Source organism: Kribbella sp. NBC_00359 (assembly GCF_036097425.1).
Lineage (GTDB): Bacteria > Actinomycetota > Actinomycetes > Propionibacteriales > Kribbellaceae > Kribbella.
Genome location: NZ_CP107975.1, coordinates 4,397,384 through 4,414,726 on the forward strand (window position 1 = coordinate 4,397,384; position 17,343 = coordinate 4,414,726).

General features: G+C 69.3%; 17 protein-coding genes. 6 read left to right on the forward strand and 11 right to left on the reverse strand.

Annotation, left to right across the window (positions count from 1 at the left end; genetic code table 11):
• The first annotated feature begins 45 nt into the window (after positions 1-45).
• On the forward strand, positions 46-708 hold the full coding sequence (gene yczE, locus OG876_RS21590; RefSeq protein WP_328526703.1) for a membrane protein YczE: 663 nt from the start codon (positions 46-48) through the stop codon (positions 706-708).
• Between the two features lie 57 nt (positions 709-765).
• Entirely contained in the window at positions 766-1,071 is a 306-nt protein-coding gene (locus OG876_RS21595) for a DUF1905 domain-containing protein (protein ID WP_328526704.1), read from the forward strand.
• Here the strand turns inward: OG876_RS21595 and OG876_RS21600 are convergent.
• From OG876_RS21600 to OG876_RS21640, 9 genes are all read right to left on the reverse strand, one after another.
• Positions 1,068-1,655, reverse strand: coding sequence for an MFS transporter (locus OG876_RS21600; protein WP_328526705.1), 588 nt, complete (start codon positions 1,653-1,655; stop codon positions 1,068-1,070). The genes OG876_RS21595 and OG876_RS21600 overlap by 4 nt on opposite strands.
• Entirely contained in the window at positions 1,640-2,584 is a 945-nt protein-coding gene (locus OG876_RS21605) for an MFS transporter (RefSeq protein ID WP_328526706.1), read from the reverse strand. The genes OG876_RS21600 and OG876_RS21605 overlap by 16 nt, the downstream gene beginning before the upstream one ends.
• A 110-nt stretch (positions 2,585-2,694) precedes the next feature.
• Positions 2,695-2,919 (reverse strand): hypothetical protein, encoded by a 225-nt coding sequence (locus tag OG876_RS21610; protein ID WP_328526707.1) that lies wholly within the window; start codon positions 2,917-2,919, stop codon positions 2,695-2,697.
• Positions 2,920-2,978: 59 nt separating this feature from the next.
• On the reverse strand, positions 2,979-5,630 hold the full coding sequence (locus tag OG876_RS21615) for a LuxR C-terminal-related transcriptional regulator (RefSeq protein WP_328526708.1): 2,652 nt from the start codon (positions 5,628-5,630) through the stop codon (positions 2,979-2,981).
• Positions 5,631-5,814: 184 nt separating this feature from the next.
• Entirely contained in the window at positions 5,815-6,246 is a 432-nt protein-coding gene (locus OG876_RS21620) for an SRPBCC domain-containing protein (RefSeq protein ID WP_328526709.1), read from the reverse strand.
• A gap of 158 nt (positions 6,247-6,404) precedes the next feature.
• Complete coding sequence (locus tag OG876_RS21625; RefSeq protein ID WP_328526710.1) at positions 6,405-7,460, reverse strand: hypothetical protein; 1,056 nt, start codon at positions 7,458-7,460, stop codon at positions 6,405-6,407.
• Between the two features lie 10 nt (positions 7,461-7,470).
• Positions 7,471-8,052 carry a hypothetical protein gene (locus tag OG876_RS21630; protein WP_328526711.1) on the reverse strand — a complete coding sequence of 194 codons (582 nt, stop codon included), beginning with the start codon at positions 8,050-8,052 and terminating at the stop codon, positions 7,471-7,473.
• A gap of 110 nt (positions 8,053-8,162) precedes the next feature.
• Positions 8,163-9,524 carry a hypothetical protein gene (locus OG876_RS21635; RefSeq protein ID WP_328526712.1) on the reverse strand — a complete coding sequence of 454 codons (1,362 nt, stop codon included), beginning with the start codon at positions 9,522-9,524 and terminating at the stop codon, positions 8,163-8,165.
• 8 nt (positions 9,525-9,532) lie between these two features.
• On the reverse strand, positions 9,533-10,114 hold the full coding sequence (locus tag OG876_RS21640) for a hypothetical protein (RefSeq protein WP_328526713.1): 582 nt from the start codon (positions 10,112-10,114) through the stop codon (positions 9,533-9,535).
• 177 nt (positions 10,115-10,291) lie between these two features.
• Here OG876_RS21640 and OG876_RS21645 point away from each other — a divergent pair, with 177 nt between their 5' ends.
• From OG876_RS21645 to OG876_RS21655, 3 genes are read left to right on the forward strand one after another with little or no spacing between them, the layout of a single operon-like run.
• The gene (locus OG876_RS21645) at positions 10,292-11,446 is read left to right on the forward strand and encodes a cystathionine gamma-synthase (RefSeq protein WP_328526714.1); all 1,155 of its coding nucleotides are present in this window, start codon (positions 10,292-10,294) and stop codon (positions 11,444-11,446) included.
• A gap of 3 nt (positions 11,447-11,449) precedes the next feature.
• A complete protein-coding gene (locus tag OG876_RS21650; protein ID WP_328526715.1) occupies positions 11,450-12,820 on the forward strand; it encodes a glutamate mutase L in 1,371 nt (456 codons plus the stop codon).
• A 30-nt stretch (positions 12,821-12,850) separates the two neighbouring features.
• On the forward strand, positions 12,851-14,131 hold the full coding sequence (locus tag OG876_RS21655) for an AI-2E family transporter (RefSeq protein ID WP_328526716.1): 1,281 nt from the start codon (positions 12,851-12,853) through the stop codon (positions 14,129-14,131).
• A 75-nt stretch (positions 14,132-14,206) separates the two neighbouring features.
• Here the strand turns inward: OG876_RS21655 and OG876_RS21660 are convergent, their stop codons facing one another.
• Together OG876_RS21660 and OG876_RS21665 are read right to left on the reverse strand one after the other, a co-directional pair.
• Entirely contained in the window at positions 14,207-15,844 is a 1,638-nt protein-coding gene (locus tag OG876_RS21660; protein ID WP_328526717.1) for an MDR family MFS transporter, read from the reverse strand.
• The gene (locus OG876_RS21665; protein WP_328526718.1) at positions 15,841-16,446 is read right to left on the reverse strand and encodes a MarR family winged helix-turn-helix transcriptional regulator; all 606 of its coding nucleotides are present in this window, start codon (positions 16,444-16,446) and stop codon (positions 15,841-15,843) included. Before OG876_RS21665 ends, OG876_RS21660 begins: the two co-directional genes overlap by 4 nt.
• A gap of 155 nt (positions 16,447-16,601) precedes the next feature.
• Here OG876_RS21665 and OG876_RS21670 point away from each other — a divergent pair, with 155 nt between their 5' ends.
• Complete coding sequence (locus OG876_RS21670) at positions 16,602-17,330, forward strand: SDR family oxidoreductase (RefSeq protein ID WP_328526719.1); 729 nt, start codon at positions 16,602-16,604, stop codon at positions 17,328-17,330.
• Positions 17,331-17,343 lie beyond the last annotated feature (13 nt).

Here is a 17,343-nt window from a genome sequence, read left to right on the forward strand (position 1 = left end):
AATTGGCTATCGATCACCAGGCCACTTACCGCACAAACTGGACAGGTGACCGCCACTTCCGATGCTCCGCCGCGTCAGCTCGCGCCCCTGAACCCGCTCCAGCAGCTGAAAGCGGGCCACCTGCCGCGCCGCCTGGTGCAGTTGTACGTCGGCCTGATCCTGTACGGCGCCTCGATGGGCCTGATGATCCAGGGCAACCTCGGCCTGGACCCGTGGGACGTCTTCCACTCCGGCATCGCCAAGCACGTGCCGCTGAGCTTCGGCACCATCGTGATCGCGGTCAGCTTCGTCGTACTGCTGGCGTGGATCCCGCTGCGGCAGTGGCCCGGGCTCGGCACGATCAGCAACGCGATCGTGATCGGTCTGGTGACGGACCTGACGCTGGCCACGGTCGACCGGCCGGACGCGCTCTGGCTGCGGATCGTCTTCATGGTCGCCGGCGTCGTGGTCAACGCGCTGGCCGGTGCGCTCTACATCGGCGCCCAGTTCGGCCCGGGTCCGCGTGACGGGCTGATGACCGGCCTGGTACGACGTACCGGCCTCAGCGTCCGCCTGGTCCGCACCACGCTCGAACTCGCCGTCCTCGCGACCGGCTTCCTGCTCGGTGGCTCGGTCGGAGTGGGCACAGTCGTCTACGCCCTGTCGATCGGCCCCTTGGTCCACTTCCTCCTCCCGATCTTCACCGTCCGCCTCAAGGGGGTGAACTGACCGTCTCCCGGCGTACGGGCATCTCGGTTGTCGGTGGTCGGAGTTAGCGTTTGTGGGGTGAGTCGTCTCGGCACGTTCCGGTTCTCGGCGCCGCTGTGGCAGTACCCGGGCGAGGGGAGTTGGTACTTCGTCACCGTCCCGGAGGAGATCAGTGACGACATCGCCGACCTGACCGCGGGTACGCGCAAAGGGTTCGGCTCGGTGCGTGTCACCGCCACCGTCGGCGGTACGACGTGGCAGACCTCGGTCTTCCCCAGCAAGTCCGGCAGCTACTTCCTGCCGGTGAAGAAGCCGGTGCGCCTCGCCGAGCACCTGACCGAGGGCTCACCGGTCGACACGTTGCTGAAGCTAGCCGATCTCTAGGGCCGCGTAGTGATGTCGTTCTTGCCGGCCTTCACCAAGAGCAGGACGGCCACGAACGCCGCGGCGATCAGCCCGAACCCGATCCAGAACGCGACGTGATAGCCGTGGATCGCGGCGAGCGGATCGAACGCGGACGGGGAGAAGTGGTGGGCCACGACATAGGACGCGACCGCACTCGCATAGAAGGTGTTCAACAGCGCGGTGCCCAGGGACCCGCCGATCTGCTGCGTCGAGTTGAGCACCGCGCTGGCGACTCCCGCGTCGTCGTCGTTCACCCCGGTGAGCGCAAGGCTCGACAGCGGCACCATCACCAGCGCGAGGCCGACGCTCATCAGTAACTCTCCGGGCAGAACGCTGGTGACCCAACTGCTGGTGTCAGAGATGAACGTGAAGGTGCCCAGACCGATCGCGCCCAGAGCGAGCCCGATCAGCATCAGTGGCTTGGGTCCGGTGCGCGGCAACAGCGCCGATACCACGACCGAGGTGACGATGATGCCGATGCTGAACGGCAGGAATGCGATACCCGACTTGAGTGCGCTGTAGCCCAGGTTGTACTGGAAGTAGTAACTCAGGAACAGGAACATCGCGAACAGCCGGCGAAGACCAGGAGCGAGGCGAGATACGAGCCGCCGCGATTGCGATCGAGCACCACCCGCATCGGCAACAGCGGGCTCGCCGTACGCAACTCCACGAGCACGAACGCGATCAGCAAGATGACGGCGCCCACGAGATAACTGATGACCTCGACCGAGAGCCAGCCCACACCGGTCTTGGCTGCCTGGGTGAATCCGTACACGAGGGTGACCAACCCGGCCGTGCCGAGGACCGCGCCAGGGACGTCGTACGAGCTCCCGCCGCCGGACTTGCTCTCGGTGACCAGGATGCTGCCGGCGATGAAGGCCACGATCGCGATCGGCACGTTGATCAGCAGGCACCAGCGCCACGACGCGTACTCGGTCAGCACGCCGCCCAGGATCAAGCCGATCGCGGCGCCACCTCCCGAGATAGCGCCGTAGACCGCGAACGCCCGGGACCGCTCCTTCACCTCGGTGAAGGTCACCGTGATCAGTGACAAGGCAGCGGGCGCGAGCAGTGCCGCGAACGCGCCCTGGAGGGCCCGCGCGCCGAAGAGCGTCGCGCCGTTCTGCGCCGCGCCGCCGAGCGCCGACGCCGCAGCGAAACCGAGTAGCCCGATCAGGAAGCCCCGCTTGCGGCCGGTGTAGTCGGCGATCCGTCCGCCCAGCAGCAGCAGGCCGCCGAACGCGACGGTGTAGGCGGTGACCACCCACTGCCGATCAGCGTCGGAGATACCCAGGTCGCGTTGCGCCGAGGGCAGCGCAATGGTCACGACGGTGCCGTCGAGCACCACCATCAGCTGAGCGATCGCTATCACCGCCAGGGCCCACCATCGGCGGCTGGGTAGTACGGCGACCGTCTCGCCGAACGACTCGAGTCGGTTCTCGTCGTCCTCGCGCTTGCCTTGGGCGGCGGCCCGCTCAGCGTCTGAAGCCATGATCGACCGTTCCATTCCAGTCTCGGTGGTTCCGCGGTACACGGTCGCCTGGACCAAGGTGAGCCGTCCTCACCGAATGGAGGTGATTCCCCCGCCACGGGTTCCGGGCGTCATCGCCGGTGCGGTCTCGGCGTGAGCTGACGGACCTCGACCAGGTCGAGGCCGAGCGCCTCGATCTCCGCCAGGACGCCGTACAGCGCAGACCGGTCCAGCAGCCCGGTGAGCACGGTGTCGGCGCCGTGCCGCCGCGACGCCAGCGCCGGGAACGCAGACAGCACGGTGGCGCCGAGGTGGCCGCGGATCCGGATCGCGTACGGCGCCGGCGTGGGGTCCATGAAGCACATGGTCAGGGGCGCCCAGGTGACCGCGCATCACTGGTATGAGGTGACCCGCGCTATCTCGTGCGGCCGGCCGCCAGCAACCGCAGTTCCCGCGCGCGCCGCACGGCCGAGGAGCGGTCGCGGACCTGGAGCTTGGCGTAGATGCTGCGCAGGTGTGTGCCGACGGTGTTCGGCGAGACGGACAGTTCGCCGGCGATCTCGGGCCGGGACAGGTTCGTCGGGAGATAGCGCAGCACCTTGAGCTCGCCCGGGCTGAGTTCCTGTAGCGGCGGCAACGAGGACTCCTCCTCTGTGGCCGCCGGGGGAGGGCTGTGCAGGATATCGAGGATGTCGGCGAGCAGCGCGGCGTGCGCTGTCTCATGCCGCGGCAGTGCCTCGAGTAGTTCCCGGGAGCCTGTCATCGCGAACGGGAGGATCAACCGGTCGGACTCCGCGAGAGCCAGCGCCTGTTCAGCCGCCTGGCCGGCCGCGCGCTGGTCACCGAGCTCACGATGGGCGAGCCCGGCTAGCAGGTGAGCCTCGATGACGGTGACGTCCCCGAGGACGCGGGCCGTGCCATCCAGAACATCGGCCACGGCGGCTAGAGCCGCGGCCGGTTCGCCCTCGGCGAGGCAGATCACCGCGAAGGCGTTACGGATCTCACCGGAGCCTGCCCGCTCGTCATCGAGCGCGGCGAGCAAGGCGCGGGCCTCGCCGGTCATCCCGAGGCGGGCCTGGGTAGCCAGCAGCCACCGGGTGGTCCGGGTCGCCAGCGCCCGCGATTCCGCGAGCTGCGATCCCTGGTATTCGGCCGCGCGGAACTCCTCGAGCGCTTCCTGATGGCGGCCGCGGCCGGCGTGGAGTAACCCAGCCGTCTGGTGCAGCAGGAGGGTGATGTCCGGGCCGGTGTCTGTTTGCAGGGCCTGTCTGGTTCGTTGCAGCCATCGCTCGCCCTCGTCGAACTCGCCCGTCCAGATCAGGTTGGCGGCGAGCATGATCAACGCGGGCGCGATCACCGGTTCCGCGCCCCATCCGTGTCGCTCAGCGAGCGCGATCGCCTCACGACAGCGCCGCTGTGTTGTGGCGAACGAGTGGAGGACCAGCGATGCGAACCCAAGTTGCGCCAGGCAACCGACTTCGAGGTAGGGACGGCCGATCTCCCGGGCCAGCGCGGCGCCTTCCCGCAGGTGCCGTTCGGCGTCCGGGGCGGCTGGCAGCCCGAGCGTCCACGCCTCGGCGGTCCCCAGATTCATCAGCGCCACCGCGCGCAGATCGCTGCCGAGCGCGATGTCCCCGTGGGACTGCCCGGTGACCGGGGAGGCCAGGAATCTGGCCTGCTCGATGACGCCGGCAAGCTGCCCGCGGCGTCTGGCCAGCGACAGCGTCAGCGACGCGACCGCCACCCGGAGGCGCCGCCGGCGATCCGGCGGCGTCGCCTGGACATGCGCCTCGGCGAGGGCGAGATGGGCGGCCGCCTGGTCCAGACGTCCCTGCGCGAGGTCACCCATCGCACGCACCAGGCCCAGCTCGGGGTGATCCGCGCCCTTGGGGAAGGCTCGCACCAGTGCCTGCATGGTCTGCGCTCGCCCGTCGAGCGTCAGGCTGAACGAATGGTCGGCGAGCAGCCGGGCCGCATCGGCCCAGTCGCCCGCCGCCTGGGTGTGCCGGATGGCCTCGACCACCTGGCCCTGCACGGTGAACCAATCCGCGGCGCGTCGGTGCAGCGCCGGCACTTCTTCGGGCAGCGACCCGCGCAGCTCCAGTCGCAGGAGATCCGAGAAGAGGTGGTGGTAACGGAACCACGTGCGCTCAGGGTCCAGCGAGACGACGAACGCGCTCGCATCCTCGAGTTCCAGCAGGGTTCGTTCCGAGCCAGGGCGGCCGGTCAGGAGGTCTGCGAGCTCGCCATTGACGCGATCGAGCAGGGAGGTCCGCACGAGCAGATCTCGTACGTCGGGTGGCTGCCGCTCGAGCATCTCGGCGATCAGGTACTCGGCGACCGTGCGGTCGCTGCCGGAGAACTCCGCGACGAACCGCTCCGGATCGGGGTGACCGGCCAGGGACAGCGCGGCAAGCCGCAGGCCCGCGGCCCACCCCTCGGTCCGCTGATGCAGCAGCGCCGCCCCGGCCGCCGACAGTGCGATGCCCGAGGCATCGAGAAGCTCGCGGGTTTCACGTTCGGAGAAGCGCAGGTCGGCCGCGCGGATCTCCGCCAGCTCGCCGGCCAGGCGCAGCTGATGCAGCCGCAGCCGCACATCGTGACGCATGGTCAATATAGCGCGCACCTGTGGGGGAAGGTTCGTCAGCAGTCGGGTGAGCTGAGAGAGGGCCTCCGGCGAATTCAGCTCGTGAAGATCATCAATGACCAACGTGACGCCGCCTTGAGCGTCGGCGAGCTCCGACAGCACCCGGTCGACCATCGCCGGTGCATTGAAGTCAGGTGTCGCTGCTCGCGGTTCCACGCGGCCGGCAGTGGCCGAACCCTGACCGATGGCGTCGAGCAGGGCCAGCCAGAACTGCTGGGCGTCGCGCTGGTCGCGTTGTACCTGTACGAGGGCGAGCCGGAACTGCTGCCCCGGCCGGCCGGCCCACTCACGCAGCAGGCACGTCTTCCCGCTACCGGCCGGAGCCGAGATGATCGTCACCTTCCGCGCCGCCGCGCGATCCAGGGCAGCGACAAGATCACCACGATCGATCAGCCGGGGAGTCGCTGGAGCCACCGTCACAGGCCCGCCCTACTCTCCACGCCGGACACTGCGGCGCCAGTCGCCTGGTCCTGGCGCCTTTCCCTCTCGGTATCAGCCAAGTGAACACGCTGTCAATCGGCGCGAACCCCGGTCGGCGCCGCACTGTCATCCACGCGGCGCCGGCGATCCGTCCCGCAGTGTCCTGGCGCGGCAGAGCACCTGGTCAGGTGGCGTTGAGGTAGTCGACCAGTTCGCCGAGCTCGGAGGCCCAGCCTTCGGTGTTGCTGCTGAAGGCCTTGCGGTAGTCCTCGTCGGGGAGCTGGGCAAAGCCAGACTCGACGACGGTGAGGCGGGTGCCGGTGTCGACGGGTTCGAGGGTGAACTCGACGTACGTCCGGCGCGGGTCCTCGGCGGGGAGGCCGTAGATGTGCCAGGTGAAGCCGAAGATGGTCGGCTCGTCGACGCGCTCGATCCGCATCTCGGCCTTGTCGCCGCTGTTCCAGGTCATCTGCCCGGTCCCGCCCGGCCGCAGGTCGATCGTCGCCTGATGCCCGAACCAGGTGCCGAGCCCTTCCGCGGTGGTGAGCGCCGCCCACACCTTCTTCGGCAGGTGCGCAAGCTCAACCGTCCGCTCGATCCGATCGGGAAACCCCATGACAACCTCCAGCAAATAGCAACCGTCTAGTTGCAATCCAACCTATTGCAACCCCAAGGTTGCGTCAAGATCTTCAGTTCGAGATTGCCGGATGGGCGGGTGGAAAGGCGAACGCCGCCGGGTAGCCGGCGGCGTTCGGGTGCTTCGGGACGGGCGGGTTACTTGTTGAACTCGGGGCCCTTCTGGCCGGCGGCTGGGCCGCTGGTCGGGCCGCCGGTGCGCTGGGCTTCGCCTTGAGTGCCCTGCTGCTGGCCCTGCGCGTTCGTTTCCTGCGCGGCGGCCCGGGCGGGAATCTGACCTGCGGAGGGCTGCCCGGCGTTGACGAACTGAGCGAGGTTGCCCTGCCGGTCGGCGCCGGCGCGGTGCTGGCCCGGGGCCTGCTGGGCGTACTGGTAACCCGACGTCTGCAGGGACGAGGCGGCCTGAACCAACTGCTGGGCGGCGGCCGCACGCGCCTCGGGGGTCTGCGCACTGACCAGGGCGTGAGCGTGGGCGCTCAGGGCTTGGATGTCCTTGCCGTGCACGTTGGCCTGGTTCAACGCCGGGTTCTTGAACGCGGCGAAGGCGGCGCGCGCGGCGTTGGCGCGGTTGGACGCGTTCGACCGCCGGTCCTGGACCCAGCGGGACATCCGGTCGACCGTGTTGCGGCCGGCCTGAACGGCGTTGCGGCCGGCAGTCTGCGCACCGTCGACAGCGTTGCGGCCCAGGTTCTGTGCGCCTTCGACGGCGTTGCGACCGGCCTGGACGGCGTTGCGGCCGGCGGTTTGCGCTCCCTCGACAGCGTTGCGGCCCAGGTTCTGTGCGCCCTCGACGGCGGCGCGGCCCTGGGCTGTGATCGCCCGGCCGGCAGCGTCCAGGCGCTCGTTCACGACCTGGGTGGCGAGGTCCGCCTGGACCTGCACCCGCTGCCCGAAATCGGCCACTCGGTCGACGGTGTTGTCGCGGATCTCGCCGGCCCTGGTGACGGTGTCACGACCGAACTGGCGGGCCTGGGTCGCGAGGGTCTGGGCGCCGTCGCTCAGCCGGCGCGCGGTGTCGACGGAGACCTGCTGGACCCGGGCGGCGGCGTTGTAGATCGGGCCGAGCGCCTGGTGGGTGTTCATGGCCCGCTGCAACGCCTGCTGCTGACGGGCGTCGAGGTTCGCGAGCCATTCGAGCGCCTCGAAGGCGTTGCCCTGCTGCCACATCCCAGGGCCTTGGTGCGGGGTGGTCATCTGCGAGCTCCTAGTCGATGTAGACCGCGTAGTTGACACAAACCGAGCTGGTCAGCGGATCCCTGGTGGGCTTGTCGCTGAAGAGGTGGATCTGGGCGCCCGGGCGAACCCAGACGGCGAGGTGCCGCCGGTCCGCGCCCGCACCCCGCGCCCACTCGTCGAGGAACGTCGGGCTGCTCTCGTCACCCACGTAGTCGGGATCGCCGAAGTGCTTGCGGGCGAGCTCGAGGTGGTCCGGCCAGGCCTTGTCCAGTCCGGCCTCGGCGGCCGGGATGTCGTCCGGCTCGATCTCGTACGCGATCCAGCCGCTGTTGCGGCAGTCGGAGAAGGCGAGCCCGTCGAACACGATGATCGTGCTGCCGCGCCGCGTGGTGAATCCCCACGACGCCACCAGCGGGTCGATCTCTTCGCCGGCCGCCAGGGGCCATGGCTGCCAGTCGGTGGCGGCCGTCACCCGCTGCACGAGTGCGCGGACCACTGCCGGGCCGGACGCGTCGCTGTCCGGGCCGGCCACCCTGGTCCAGTCCGCTACGTCGGCGAGGTCGGCCATCGCCAGGTCGTCCTCGTCGAGCGGCCTGTCCTGCGTCTTCATCCGGGCTTGTTCCTTCCGTCTCTGTCAGGCCTTTCGGCCGCAACCGTAGGCCCCGGTCAGGGTCACGTCATCGCGCCAATGGTTGCGGTCAGGTCACGGGATCACACGGGTCAGCGGTTGATCGAGTCGCCCTGCCGCTCGGTGGTCTGACCTGACTTGTGCAGCCCCTTCTCGGCCGCGGCGGCGGTGTCCCGGGCGCCCGCGGGGTTCGAGGGTTCGGCCGGCGGCCTGCCGGCAAAGGCAGCGTGGACCTCTTGCATGTCTCGCACCGACAGGCTTCCTGAGTTCCTCGCCGCGCCGCCCGGTGCGGTCTGTTGCCCGTCGGGCCGTTGCCCCACGGCTTCGGCTGCCGCTGGCTGGGGTTGCCCGGGCGTCTGTCCTGCGGCCGCGTCCACCCAGTGCTGGGCGTTCTCCGGGTCGCCCTCCTGCCGGGCAGCCGGCCGCTGGGTCTCGACGACCCGGTGCATTCCGACATTGTGCTGGCCCTCAGCCGTCTCCGGCTGCTGCACGGCCCCGGCCTGCGGTTGCACCACCTCAGGCTGCCGCTGTGCACCCTCGGCCCGCTCCGGCGCACCCCCGGACTGCTCCGGGGCGCCTTCGGGCTGTTGCTGTGCCGCACCGGTTTGCGCTTCCGCTGCCTCGGGTTGCTGTTGGGCGACTTCCGGCTGGAGTTGTTGGGCGACCTGGACCTGCTGCTCCAGCTGGGCTTGCTGTGCCTGGAGCTGGGCGACCTGATTCCTTAGGGCCTCGACCTCGAGTTCCAGCCGCTGGATCCGATCCTGCAGGAGTGCCTCTTGCGGGGTCGGAACCGGCTGGGTCTGCTGCTGCCCGATCGACGCGGCCTGCTGTGTTCCGTGCTGCTGTGCTCCGAGTTGCTCGTAGGCCCGCTGCTGGAACTCAGGCGCCAACGTTGACGGGCCACCGGTGACGACTCGCCGCATGCCCTGTTCCGCCAGGTACTGGAGTCTGGCTGCGGTCATTCGCTGGGCGCCGATGGTCTGCAGGTCACTCGGTTCCATGCGGTCGACCGCGTTGCGAGCCATCGCGTACCCGGCCTTGAGCTCCTTCGTCCCCCGACGGACATCGGCCCAGCGGGACGCGGCGTTGCGCACCATCTTGGCCGGGTTCCACTGCAGGATCCGGTCGGGTCCTCCCGCGTCCGCCAGGAGCTGGCGCGCGGTGCCCTCGTAGCTCAGGCCGACGCTCCGGGCCGTGTCGTTGAAGTGACCGGCGACGTGCTGCGTCGCCATCTCGGCCAGGTGGGCCCTGGTCAGGCCGGCGCGGCCGATTGCCCCACGCTCGGCTCGGTTCATTCTCCGGACGCCCGCGCGGGCGTTGGCGAAGGCGGCCTTGGCTGACTTCGCGCCCAGCTTTTCGGCTTTCCAGCGGGACTTGCGATCCCGCTTCGCGGCCTTGGCGGCGCTGCGGCGGTCGCGAAAACCGAGACGGGCGGCAGGGGACTGGTCGCTCATCAGGTCTCCTAGTCGATGTACACGGCGTAGTTGACGCCGACGGCGTTCGTCAGGGGGTCCTTGGTGGGCTTGATGCTGTAGAGGTGGAGCTCGGCGCCCGGGCGCAGCCAGACGGCCAGGTGGCGGTGGCCGGCGGCGGCGCCGGGAGCCCAGTCGTCGGCGAAGCCGGGCTCGGAGTCGTCGCCGACGTAGTCCGGCTCGCCCCAGTGGCGGGTGGCCAGAGCGAAGTGGTCGGGCCAGTGCGCGTCCAGCCCGGCCTCTGCAGCGGCGATGTCGTCGGGGCCGATGTCGTACGCCGACCAGCCGCTGTCGGGGCAGTCGGCGAAGACCAAGCCGTCGAACACGATCAGGGTCGAGCCGCGCGGAGTGGTGAATCCCCAGGAGACCATCTCGTCGGCGATCACCTCACCCTGCCGCAGCGGCCACGGCTGCCAGGGTGTCTGTGCCATCACGCGGTGGACCAGCGCCCGCACGACCTCGGGACCGGAATCGTCGCCGTCGGGGCCGGCCAGCCTGGTCCAGTCCTGGATCTCGGCGAGATCCGCCATTGCCAGGTCGTCCTGGTCGAGCGGCCTGTCCTGCGTCTTCATCCGGTGCTGTGTCCTTCCGTCCGCGGTCCGGGGGCAACCACTGAGCGCAACGGTAGGCTGCCGTACGGGTCAGTTGCCACCGGCTCCGACGCGCCTGTGGACAACTCGGATCCATCGAATCGTCCCGGCTGTGGACGGCGTGCACGGCGGCAGCAGACCAGGCCGTACGCTGGTCCGGTGAACACGGAACACCACTACGGCTTCGAGACGCTCGCCATCCACGCCGGGAACGAGCCCGACCCCACCACCGGTTCGGTGGTGCCGCCGATCTACGCGACCAGCACCTACAAGCAGGACGGCGTCGGCGGGCTGCGCAACGGCTACGAGTACTCCCGGTCGGCGAACCCGACCCGGACGGCGCTCGAGGAATGTCTGGCCGCGATCGAGTCGGGCAACCGCGGGTTCGCGTTCGCCAGTGGTCTCGCCGCCGAGGACACCCTGATCCGGTCGCTGTGCGTGCCGGGTGACCACGTGGTCTTCCCCGACGACGCGTACGGCGGCACGTTCCGCCTGTTCTCGAAGGTGCTGGGCGCATGGGGTGTCGAGATGACGCCGGCCGCGGTCACCCACCCGGAGGCGATCCGGGCCGCGATCCGCCCGGGCAAGACGAAGGTGGTCTGGCTGGAGACGCCGACCAACCCCCTGCTGAACGTCGCCGACATCGCCATCGTCGCGCAGATCGCCCACGACGCCGGCGCCTTGCTGGTGGTCGACAACACCTTCGCCTCGCCGTACCTGCAGCAGCCGCTGGAGCTCGGCGCGGACGTGGTCGTGCATTCGACGACGAAGTACATGGGTGGTCACTCCGACGTCGTCGGCGGCGCGCTGATCGTCCGCGACGCCGAGCTGGCCGACAAGATTGCCTTCCACCAGAACGCGATCGGCGCGGTCGCCGGCCCGTTCGACTCCTGGCTGGTGCTGCGCGGCATCAAGACACTCGGCGTCCGGATGGACCGGCACAGCGACAACGCCGAGAAGGTCGTCGAGTTCCTGCAGCGGCACAACTCCGTCAGCCAGGTGCTGTACCCGGGCATCGACGGCCACCCCGGCCACGAGACCGCCGCGAAGCAGATGAAGCGGTACGGCGGGATCGTGTCGTTCCGGGTCACCGGGGGAGAGCCGCACGCGCTGGACATCTGCAACAAGGCCGAGGTCTTCACCCTGGGCGAGTCGCTCGGCGGCGTCGAGTCGCTGATCGAGCACCCGGGCAAGATGACCCACGCCTCGGTCGCCGGCACGCCGCTCGAGGTCCCGGCCGACCTGATCCGGCTCAGCGTCGGTATCGAGACCGTCGACGACCTGCTGCAGGACCTCGACCGCGCGATGTCCTGATCCGTGGCGCTCGTGGTCGCGGTCGACTTCGGGTCGACCTTCACCAAGGCGATCGCGGTGGACTCCGGCTCGGGTGACCTGGTCGCCCGGGCCGAGCACCGCACCACGATCGACACGGATGTGATGGACGGCTGGCACGCCTGCCGTGCTCTGCTCGCGGAGGTCGACCGCGGTGTCGAGAACGCCGAGGTTCTCGCCTGCTCGAGCGCGGGTGGCGGTCTGCGGATCGGTGTCGTGGGCAACGAGGAGCTCGTCACCGCCGAAGCGGGACGGCGAGTAGCTTTGTCCAGCGGTGGCCGGGTCGTTGCCGTGGTCAACGGTGGGCTCACGGCCACCAGCCAGAGGGAGCTCCGCAAGGACCGTCCCGATGTCGTACTGCTGCTGGGCGGCACGGACGGAGGCAACTCCGCGGTGTTGCTCAAGGCAACCGAGACGCTGGCGAAGTACAAGTGGCGCCGACCGGTCGTTGTCGCCGGCAACGTCGACGCGCGGGCCGAGGTCGGCGAGATCCTGACGGCCGCCGACGTACCGCATGTGCTCGCGGACAACGTCGTACCGGAGATCGGGGTGTTCGCGCCGGACAGTGCGCGGGCCGCGATCCGGGAGATGTTCCTGAAGCACGTGATCGGGGGGAAGAACCTGTCCCGCGATCCCGCGTTCGCGCGGATGGTCCGGGCCGCCACGCCCGACGTCGTACTGCGGGGTGTCGAGGTGCTGGCCGGGTTACACGGTGACGTGGCCGTCGTGGACATCGGTGGGGCGACGACCGATGTGCACTCGGTGATCGAGCTCGACCCCGAGGACGCGAACCTCGGCCGTGAGGTGGTCGCGACCCATCCGGTGACGCGGACCGTCGAAGGCGACCTCGGCATGCGGTGGAGCGCCGTACCGGTGGTCGCCGCCGGCATCGAGGCTGGCCTGGTCGCGGACGACGACACGATCCGTACGGCGGCCGAGCACCGGCACCGTGATCCGTCGTACCTGCCGGACAGCGCGCTCGAGGCGTCGTACGACGAGACCCTGGCGACGGTGGCCGCGACGGTCGCGCTCAGACGGCACGCGGGGCGGCAGCGGGTCGTGTTCGGGCCGGGTGGCCGGGTGATCGAGCGGTCCGGGAAGGATTTGCGCGAGGTGGATCTGCTGGTCGGATCCGGGGGAGTGCTGCGGCACAACGGGCCGGAGGCGGCGGCGCGGATCCTGGGCTCGGTCGGCACGAACGCGCGGGAGGAAGGGTGGCTCGTGCCGGAGCGCGCTGAGGTCTGCGTGGACACCGACTACGTGCTGGCCGGTGTCGGTCTGCTGGCCGACGAGGATCCGAAGGCCGCCGAGGGCTTGGCCGCCCAGATTCATGGAACCGCCGCGGCCGGGCACTAGTCTCAGCAGCAAGCTAGCTGCGGAGGTGTGATGAGCGAGGCGGGGAGGGACGACGCGGACGCGTCGGCGACCGGGAGGCCACCGGAGGGGAACGACGATCCGAGTCCGGTCGCGGACAACCAGGTGCTCGAGGAGTCCAGCGTGCCGGCGGAGACGTCGGAGGCCGCGGCTACCGAGCGAACCTCGGCGGGCGGCCCCGGCGACACAGAGGTGACGCGCGGGATGCACATCGCCAGTGCGTGGGCCTGGCGGTTCCTGGTGGTCGTCGCAGCCATCGTGGTGATCGGCTACACGTTGCAGTACCTGTCCGAAGTGGTCATCCCGGTGACCGTCGGCGTACTGCTCACCGCACTTCTCATCCCGATCACGAACGGACTGCAGCGACTCCGCATCCCACGCGGCCCCGCCGCCGGGATCACCGTGATCGCCACGATCGTGCTGGTGGCCGGCCTGCTCACGCTGGTCGGGACGCAGATCGCCAGTCAGTTCGACAGTCTGTCGACGCAGGTCGGCGAGGGTGTGCAGAAGCTGCGGGAGCTCGGCCGGATCAACTTCGGGCTCACCGACGCCGACGTCACCAACGCGATCAAGTCACTGCGCGAGCAGTTCACGTCCGGAGGTTTCCTCGGACAGCAGGCAGCCGCGGTCGGTACCACGGCCACCCACGTCATCGCGGGTCTGTTCATCTCGCTGTTCTGTCTGTTCTTCTTCCTCTACCAAGGCGAGCAGATCTGGCGCTGGCTGGTCCGGCTGTTCCCGCGCCGGGCCCGGGTCAAGGCGGACACGTCGGGGCGGAAGGCCTGGGTCTCGCTGACCGCTTTCGTCCGGGCCACCATCATCGTGGCCGCCGTGGACTCGATCGGGATCGCTTTGGGTGCGGCGATTCTCGGTCTGCCGCTGGTGAGTGCGATCGGCATCCTGGTGTTCGTCGGCGCGTTCGTGCCGGTGGTCGGTGCGCTGGTCAGCGGCGTGGTCGCCGTCCTGGTCGCATTGGTTGCCAAGGGCCCGATCGTCGCGATCATCATGCTGGGGGTGGTGATCGGCGTTCAGCAACTCGAGGCGCACGTCCTGCAGCCGTTCCTGCTCGGGCGCGCGGTCAGCGTCCACCCGCTCGCCGTCATCCTCTCGATCGCCACCGGCGTGATCATCGCCGGCATCGTCGGCGCCCTGGTCGCCGTACCGACCGCCGCCGTCCTCAACACCATCGTCAACTACCTGGCCGGCAACGACGTCGATCCCGAACCCCCGCGACACATACCCCCATTCCCCAGACGCCGCCACCCCACCACCCCGGCCCCGGCAGATGACTAACCTCCCCGCTCGCTGCCTCACGCGCGAACAACCGCCCCGGGAAACTCCCGGGGCGGCTGTGGTGACGGATCGCGGTCAGTGCATCGCGGCCGCGGCGGAGGCCTCGACGGAGTCCTCGCCTTCGGGCTCCTGGCCTTCCGGCTTCGGGCCGTCGGAGCGGCCGGCCAGCCGCTGCTCCGGGGTGATGATCGCCAGGATCAGCGCGATCGCCAGGAACGGCAGGGAGACCAGGAACACGTCGTCCATCGCGTCGACCAGACCGTGCAGGGCCCAGCCCTTCATCGGCTGCGCCAGCCCGTGCAGAGCCTGCACACTGTTCGCCGCCTTGGCCAGTCCGTCGACCACGGCCTGCGTGGCGTTCGGAACGATGTCGGTCAGGTGGTCCTTCAGCCGGATGGTCAGTACGGCGCCGTAGACCGCCGTACCGATCGCGCCACCCATCGAGCGGAAGAACGTCATCGTCGAGGTCGCGGTGCCCATGTGCTTGCGCGGCACGCTGTTCTGCGCGGCGGTGACGGTGATCTGCATCGAGAGGCCCAGGCCGGCGCCCATCACGAACATGTAGATCGCCATCTGCCAGTACGGCGTGGTCAGGCTCAGCGTGGACAGCATGACCATCGCGGCGCTGACCAGGATCGAGGAGATGATCGGGTACACCTTGTAGCGGCCGGTCTTGCTCATCAGCTGACCGCTCGGGATCGAGGCGGAGAAGATACCGACGATCATCGGCAGCAGGGCCAGGCCGGACTGGGTCGGCGACAGGTCCTTGACCGCCTGCAGGTACAGCGGCAGGAAGATCAGCGCACCGAACATCGCGAACCCGAGCAGGAACGCGTAGCCGGCGTACCCGGAGAAGATCCGGCCCTTGAACAGGTCCATCGGGATGATCGGCTCGGCCACCCGTAGCTCGATGAAGACGAACGCGACGGCCAGTACGACGGCCGCGACCAGCAGGCCGATCGTGGTCCCGTTGCCCCAGCCGTTGCTCGGGCCGCTCCAGGAGATGGCCAGCAGCAGCGTGGTGACGGCGGCGGCGACCGTGGCGGCGCCGAGGTAGTCGATCTTGTGCGAGCGCTTCACGTGCGGCAGCTTGAGCACGGCGGCGACGATGCCCAGGGCAACGAGGCCGATCGGCACGTTGATCCAGAAGATCCAGCGCCAGCCCGGACCGTCGGTGAGCAGACCGCCGAGTAGCGGGCCGGCCACCGAGGACAGGCCGAAGACGGCACCGAAGTACCCCATGTACTTACCGCGCTCGCGCGGCGGGATCACGTCGCCGATGGTGGCGAAGGCCAGCGACATCAGGCCACCGGCGCCAAGACCCTGGACGGCCCGGAAGCCGATCAGCATCTCGATGTTCTGCGACATGGCCGACAGCACGGAGCCGGCGAGGAAGATGACGATCGCCGCGATGAACAGCGGGCGGCGTCCGTACAGGTCGGAGATCTTGCCCCACAGCGGAGTGGAGGCGGTCGAGGTCAGCAGGTACGCCGTGACCACCCAGGACAGCTTGTCCAGGCTGTTGAACTCGCTGACGATCCGCGGCAGCGCCGTACCGACGATGCTCTGGTCCAGCGCGGCCAGGAACATCCCGGCCATCAGACCGCCGAGAATGACCAGGATCTGCTTGTGGGACAGGTAGTTCGGGGCGCCGCCAGGGGCGGCGATGGTGCTATCTGGGCCGCCGGCGGTGGCGGGCTCAGTGGTGCTCATCTGGTGCTCTCCAGGTTCTTGTCGGTGTTCTCGCGCGTGGCGGGGTCGCCGCCGGGCGCGAAGTCTTCGTCAGTACGGCGCTCAGCGTCCGGGGCGGCGCGTAGTCGCGGAGCGACCGCGGCCCAGCCCTTGTCGGCCCAGCGAGCGTCCGCCGGGGTGTCGGTGAGATTGGCGACGCCGTCGGCGAACCGGGTCATCAGCCGCTCGAACGTCAGGATGTCGTCCTCGGACCAGCCGTCCATCGCGGTGCTCAGCAGCTCCATCCGGCGGCGGGCACTGGACTCCCACTGCTCGATGCCCTGCTCGGTCAGCTCGACCCGGAAGGCGCGGCCGTCGTCGGGATCGGGGGAGCGGCGGACCAGGCCCAGCTGCTCCAGCGCGCGAACGTGGCGGCTCGCAGTCGAGGCGTCGAGCTCCATCCGCGCGGCCAGGTCGGACAACCGCAGTGCGCCACTGCACCGCAGCACGAACAGCGCGACGTGCGCGCTGTGGTCGATCGTGTCGCCGGGCTGCTTGGCCTTGAGCCGGCGTCCGATCCGGGTGAACGCGTGCATGACGCCCTCGATGGGGGTCTGCGGGGTGTACGCGTCGTTTACTTGCATGCTGCAAGCATATACATGCTTGCGTGATACACGCAAATGAGTTTCCGAGATTACCGAGCGAGCCGCCACTCATTTACTCTCCGTCTCGGGATGGTCACTGTCCGCAGTAGAGGAGAATCAACGGACGATCATTCGACGACAGAGAGGTGCGTTCTGTGACACAGGTGGCTGTGGTGACCGGTGGCGGCTCCGGGCTGGGGCGGGAGATGGCGCTGGCTCTGGCGGCGGCCGGGTTCGACGTGATCGTGACCGGACGGACGGAGGAGACCCTTCGGGAGACCGTGGCTGACGGGGGCGGGCGGGTGCGGCTCGCGGTGCTGGACGTGGCTGAGGGGGAAGCGGTCCGCGCGTTCTTCGGTGGGCTGGAGCGGATCGACGTACTGGTGAACAACGCGGGGATCGGGGCGCCGGCGGCCGCCGTACCGGATGTCGCGGAGGAGGACTGGCGGCGGGTGGTGGACACGAACCTGACCGGGTCGTTCCTGTGTGCGCAGGCCGCGTTCGGGCTGATGCTGCGGCAGGAGCCGAAGGGTGGGCGGATCATCAACAACGGGTCGATCTCGGCGCACGTGCCGCGGCCGCAGGGCATCGCCTACACCGCGAGCAAGCACGCGATCTCCGGCCTGACGAAGGGTCTCGAGCTGGAGGGCCGCGCGCACGGGATCACCGCGTGCCAGATCGACATCGGGAACGCCGCCACCCAGATGACCGAGCGGATGCGGCAGGGCGTGCTGCAGCCGGACGGGTCGTCCGCGGTCGAGCCGACGTTCGACCCGAGGATCGTCGCGGACTTCGTGGTCCGGATCGCCCAGTTGCCGACCTCGGTCGCCGTACCGACACTGACCGTCATGGCGGCCGGGATGCCGTACGTCGGTCGCGGTTGACCTCCAGCGCTGT

What these genes read in the sequence shown, in the direction of transcription:
- OG876_RS21600 (WP_328526705.1), bottom strand. Translation starts at nt 1,655, where the DNA reads ATGTTCCTGTTCCTGAGTTACTACTTCCAGTACAACCTGGGCTACAGC.
- OG876_RS21605 (WP_328526706.1), bottom strand. Translation starts at nt 2,584, where the DNA reads ATGGCTTCAGACGCTGAGCGGGCCGCCGCCCAAGGCAAGCGCGAGGAC.
- OG876_RS21610 (WP_328526707.1), bottom strand. Translation starts at nt 2,919, where the DNA reads ATGGACCCCACGCCGGCGCCGTACGCGATCCGGATCCGCGGCCACCTC.
- OG876_RS21620 (WP_328526709.1), bottom strand. Translation starts at nt 6,246, where the DNA reads ATGGGGTTTCCCGATCGGATCGAGCGGACGGTTGAGCTTGCGCACCTG.
- OG876_RS21625 (WP_328526710.1), bottom strand. Translation starts at nt 7,460, where the DNA reads ATGACCACCCCGCACCAAGGCCCTGGGATGTGGCAGCAGGGCAACGCC.
- OG876_RS21630 (WP_328526711.1), bottom strand. Translation starts at nt 8,052, where the DNA reads ATGAAGACGCAGGACAGGCCGCTCGACGAGGACGACCTGGCGATGGCC.
- OG876_RS21635 (WP_328526712.1), bottom strand. Translation starts at nt 9,524, where the DNA reads ATGAGCGACCAGTCCCCTGCCGCCCGTCTCGGTTTTCGCGACCGCCGC.
- OG876_RS21640 (WP_328526713.1), bottom strand. Translation starts at nt 10,114, where the DNA reads ATGAAGACGCAGGACAGGCCGCTCGACCAGGACGACCTGGCAATGGCG.
- OG876_RS21655 (WP_328526716.1), top strand. Translation starts at nt 12,851, where the DNA reads ATGAGCGAGGCGGGGAGGGACGACGCGGACGCGTCGGCGACCGGGAGG.
- OG876_RS21660 (WP_328526717.1), bottom strand. Translation starts at nt 15,844, where the DNA reads ATGAGCACCACTGAGCCCGCCACCGCCGGCGGCCCAGATAGCACCATC.
- OG876_RS21665 (WP_328526718.1), bottom strand. Translation starts at nt 16,446, where the DNA reads ATGCAAGTAAACGACGCGTACACCCCGCAGACCCCCATCGAGGGCGTC.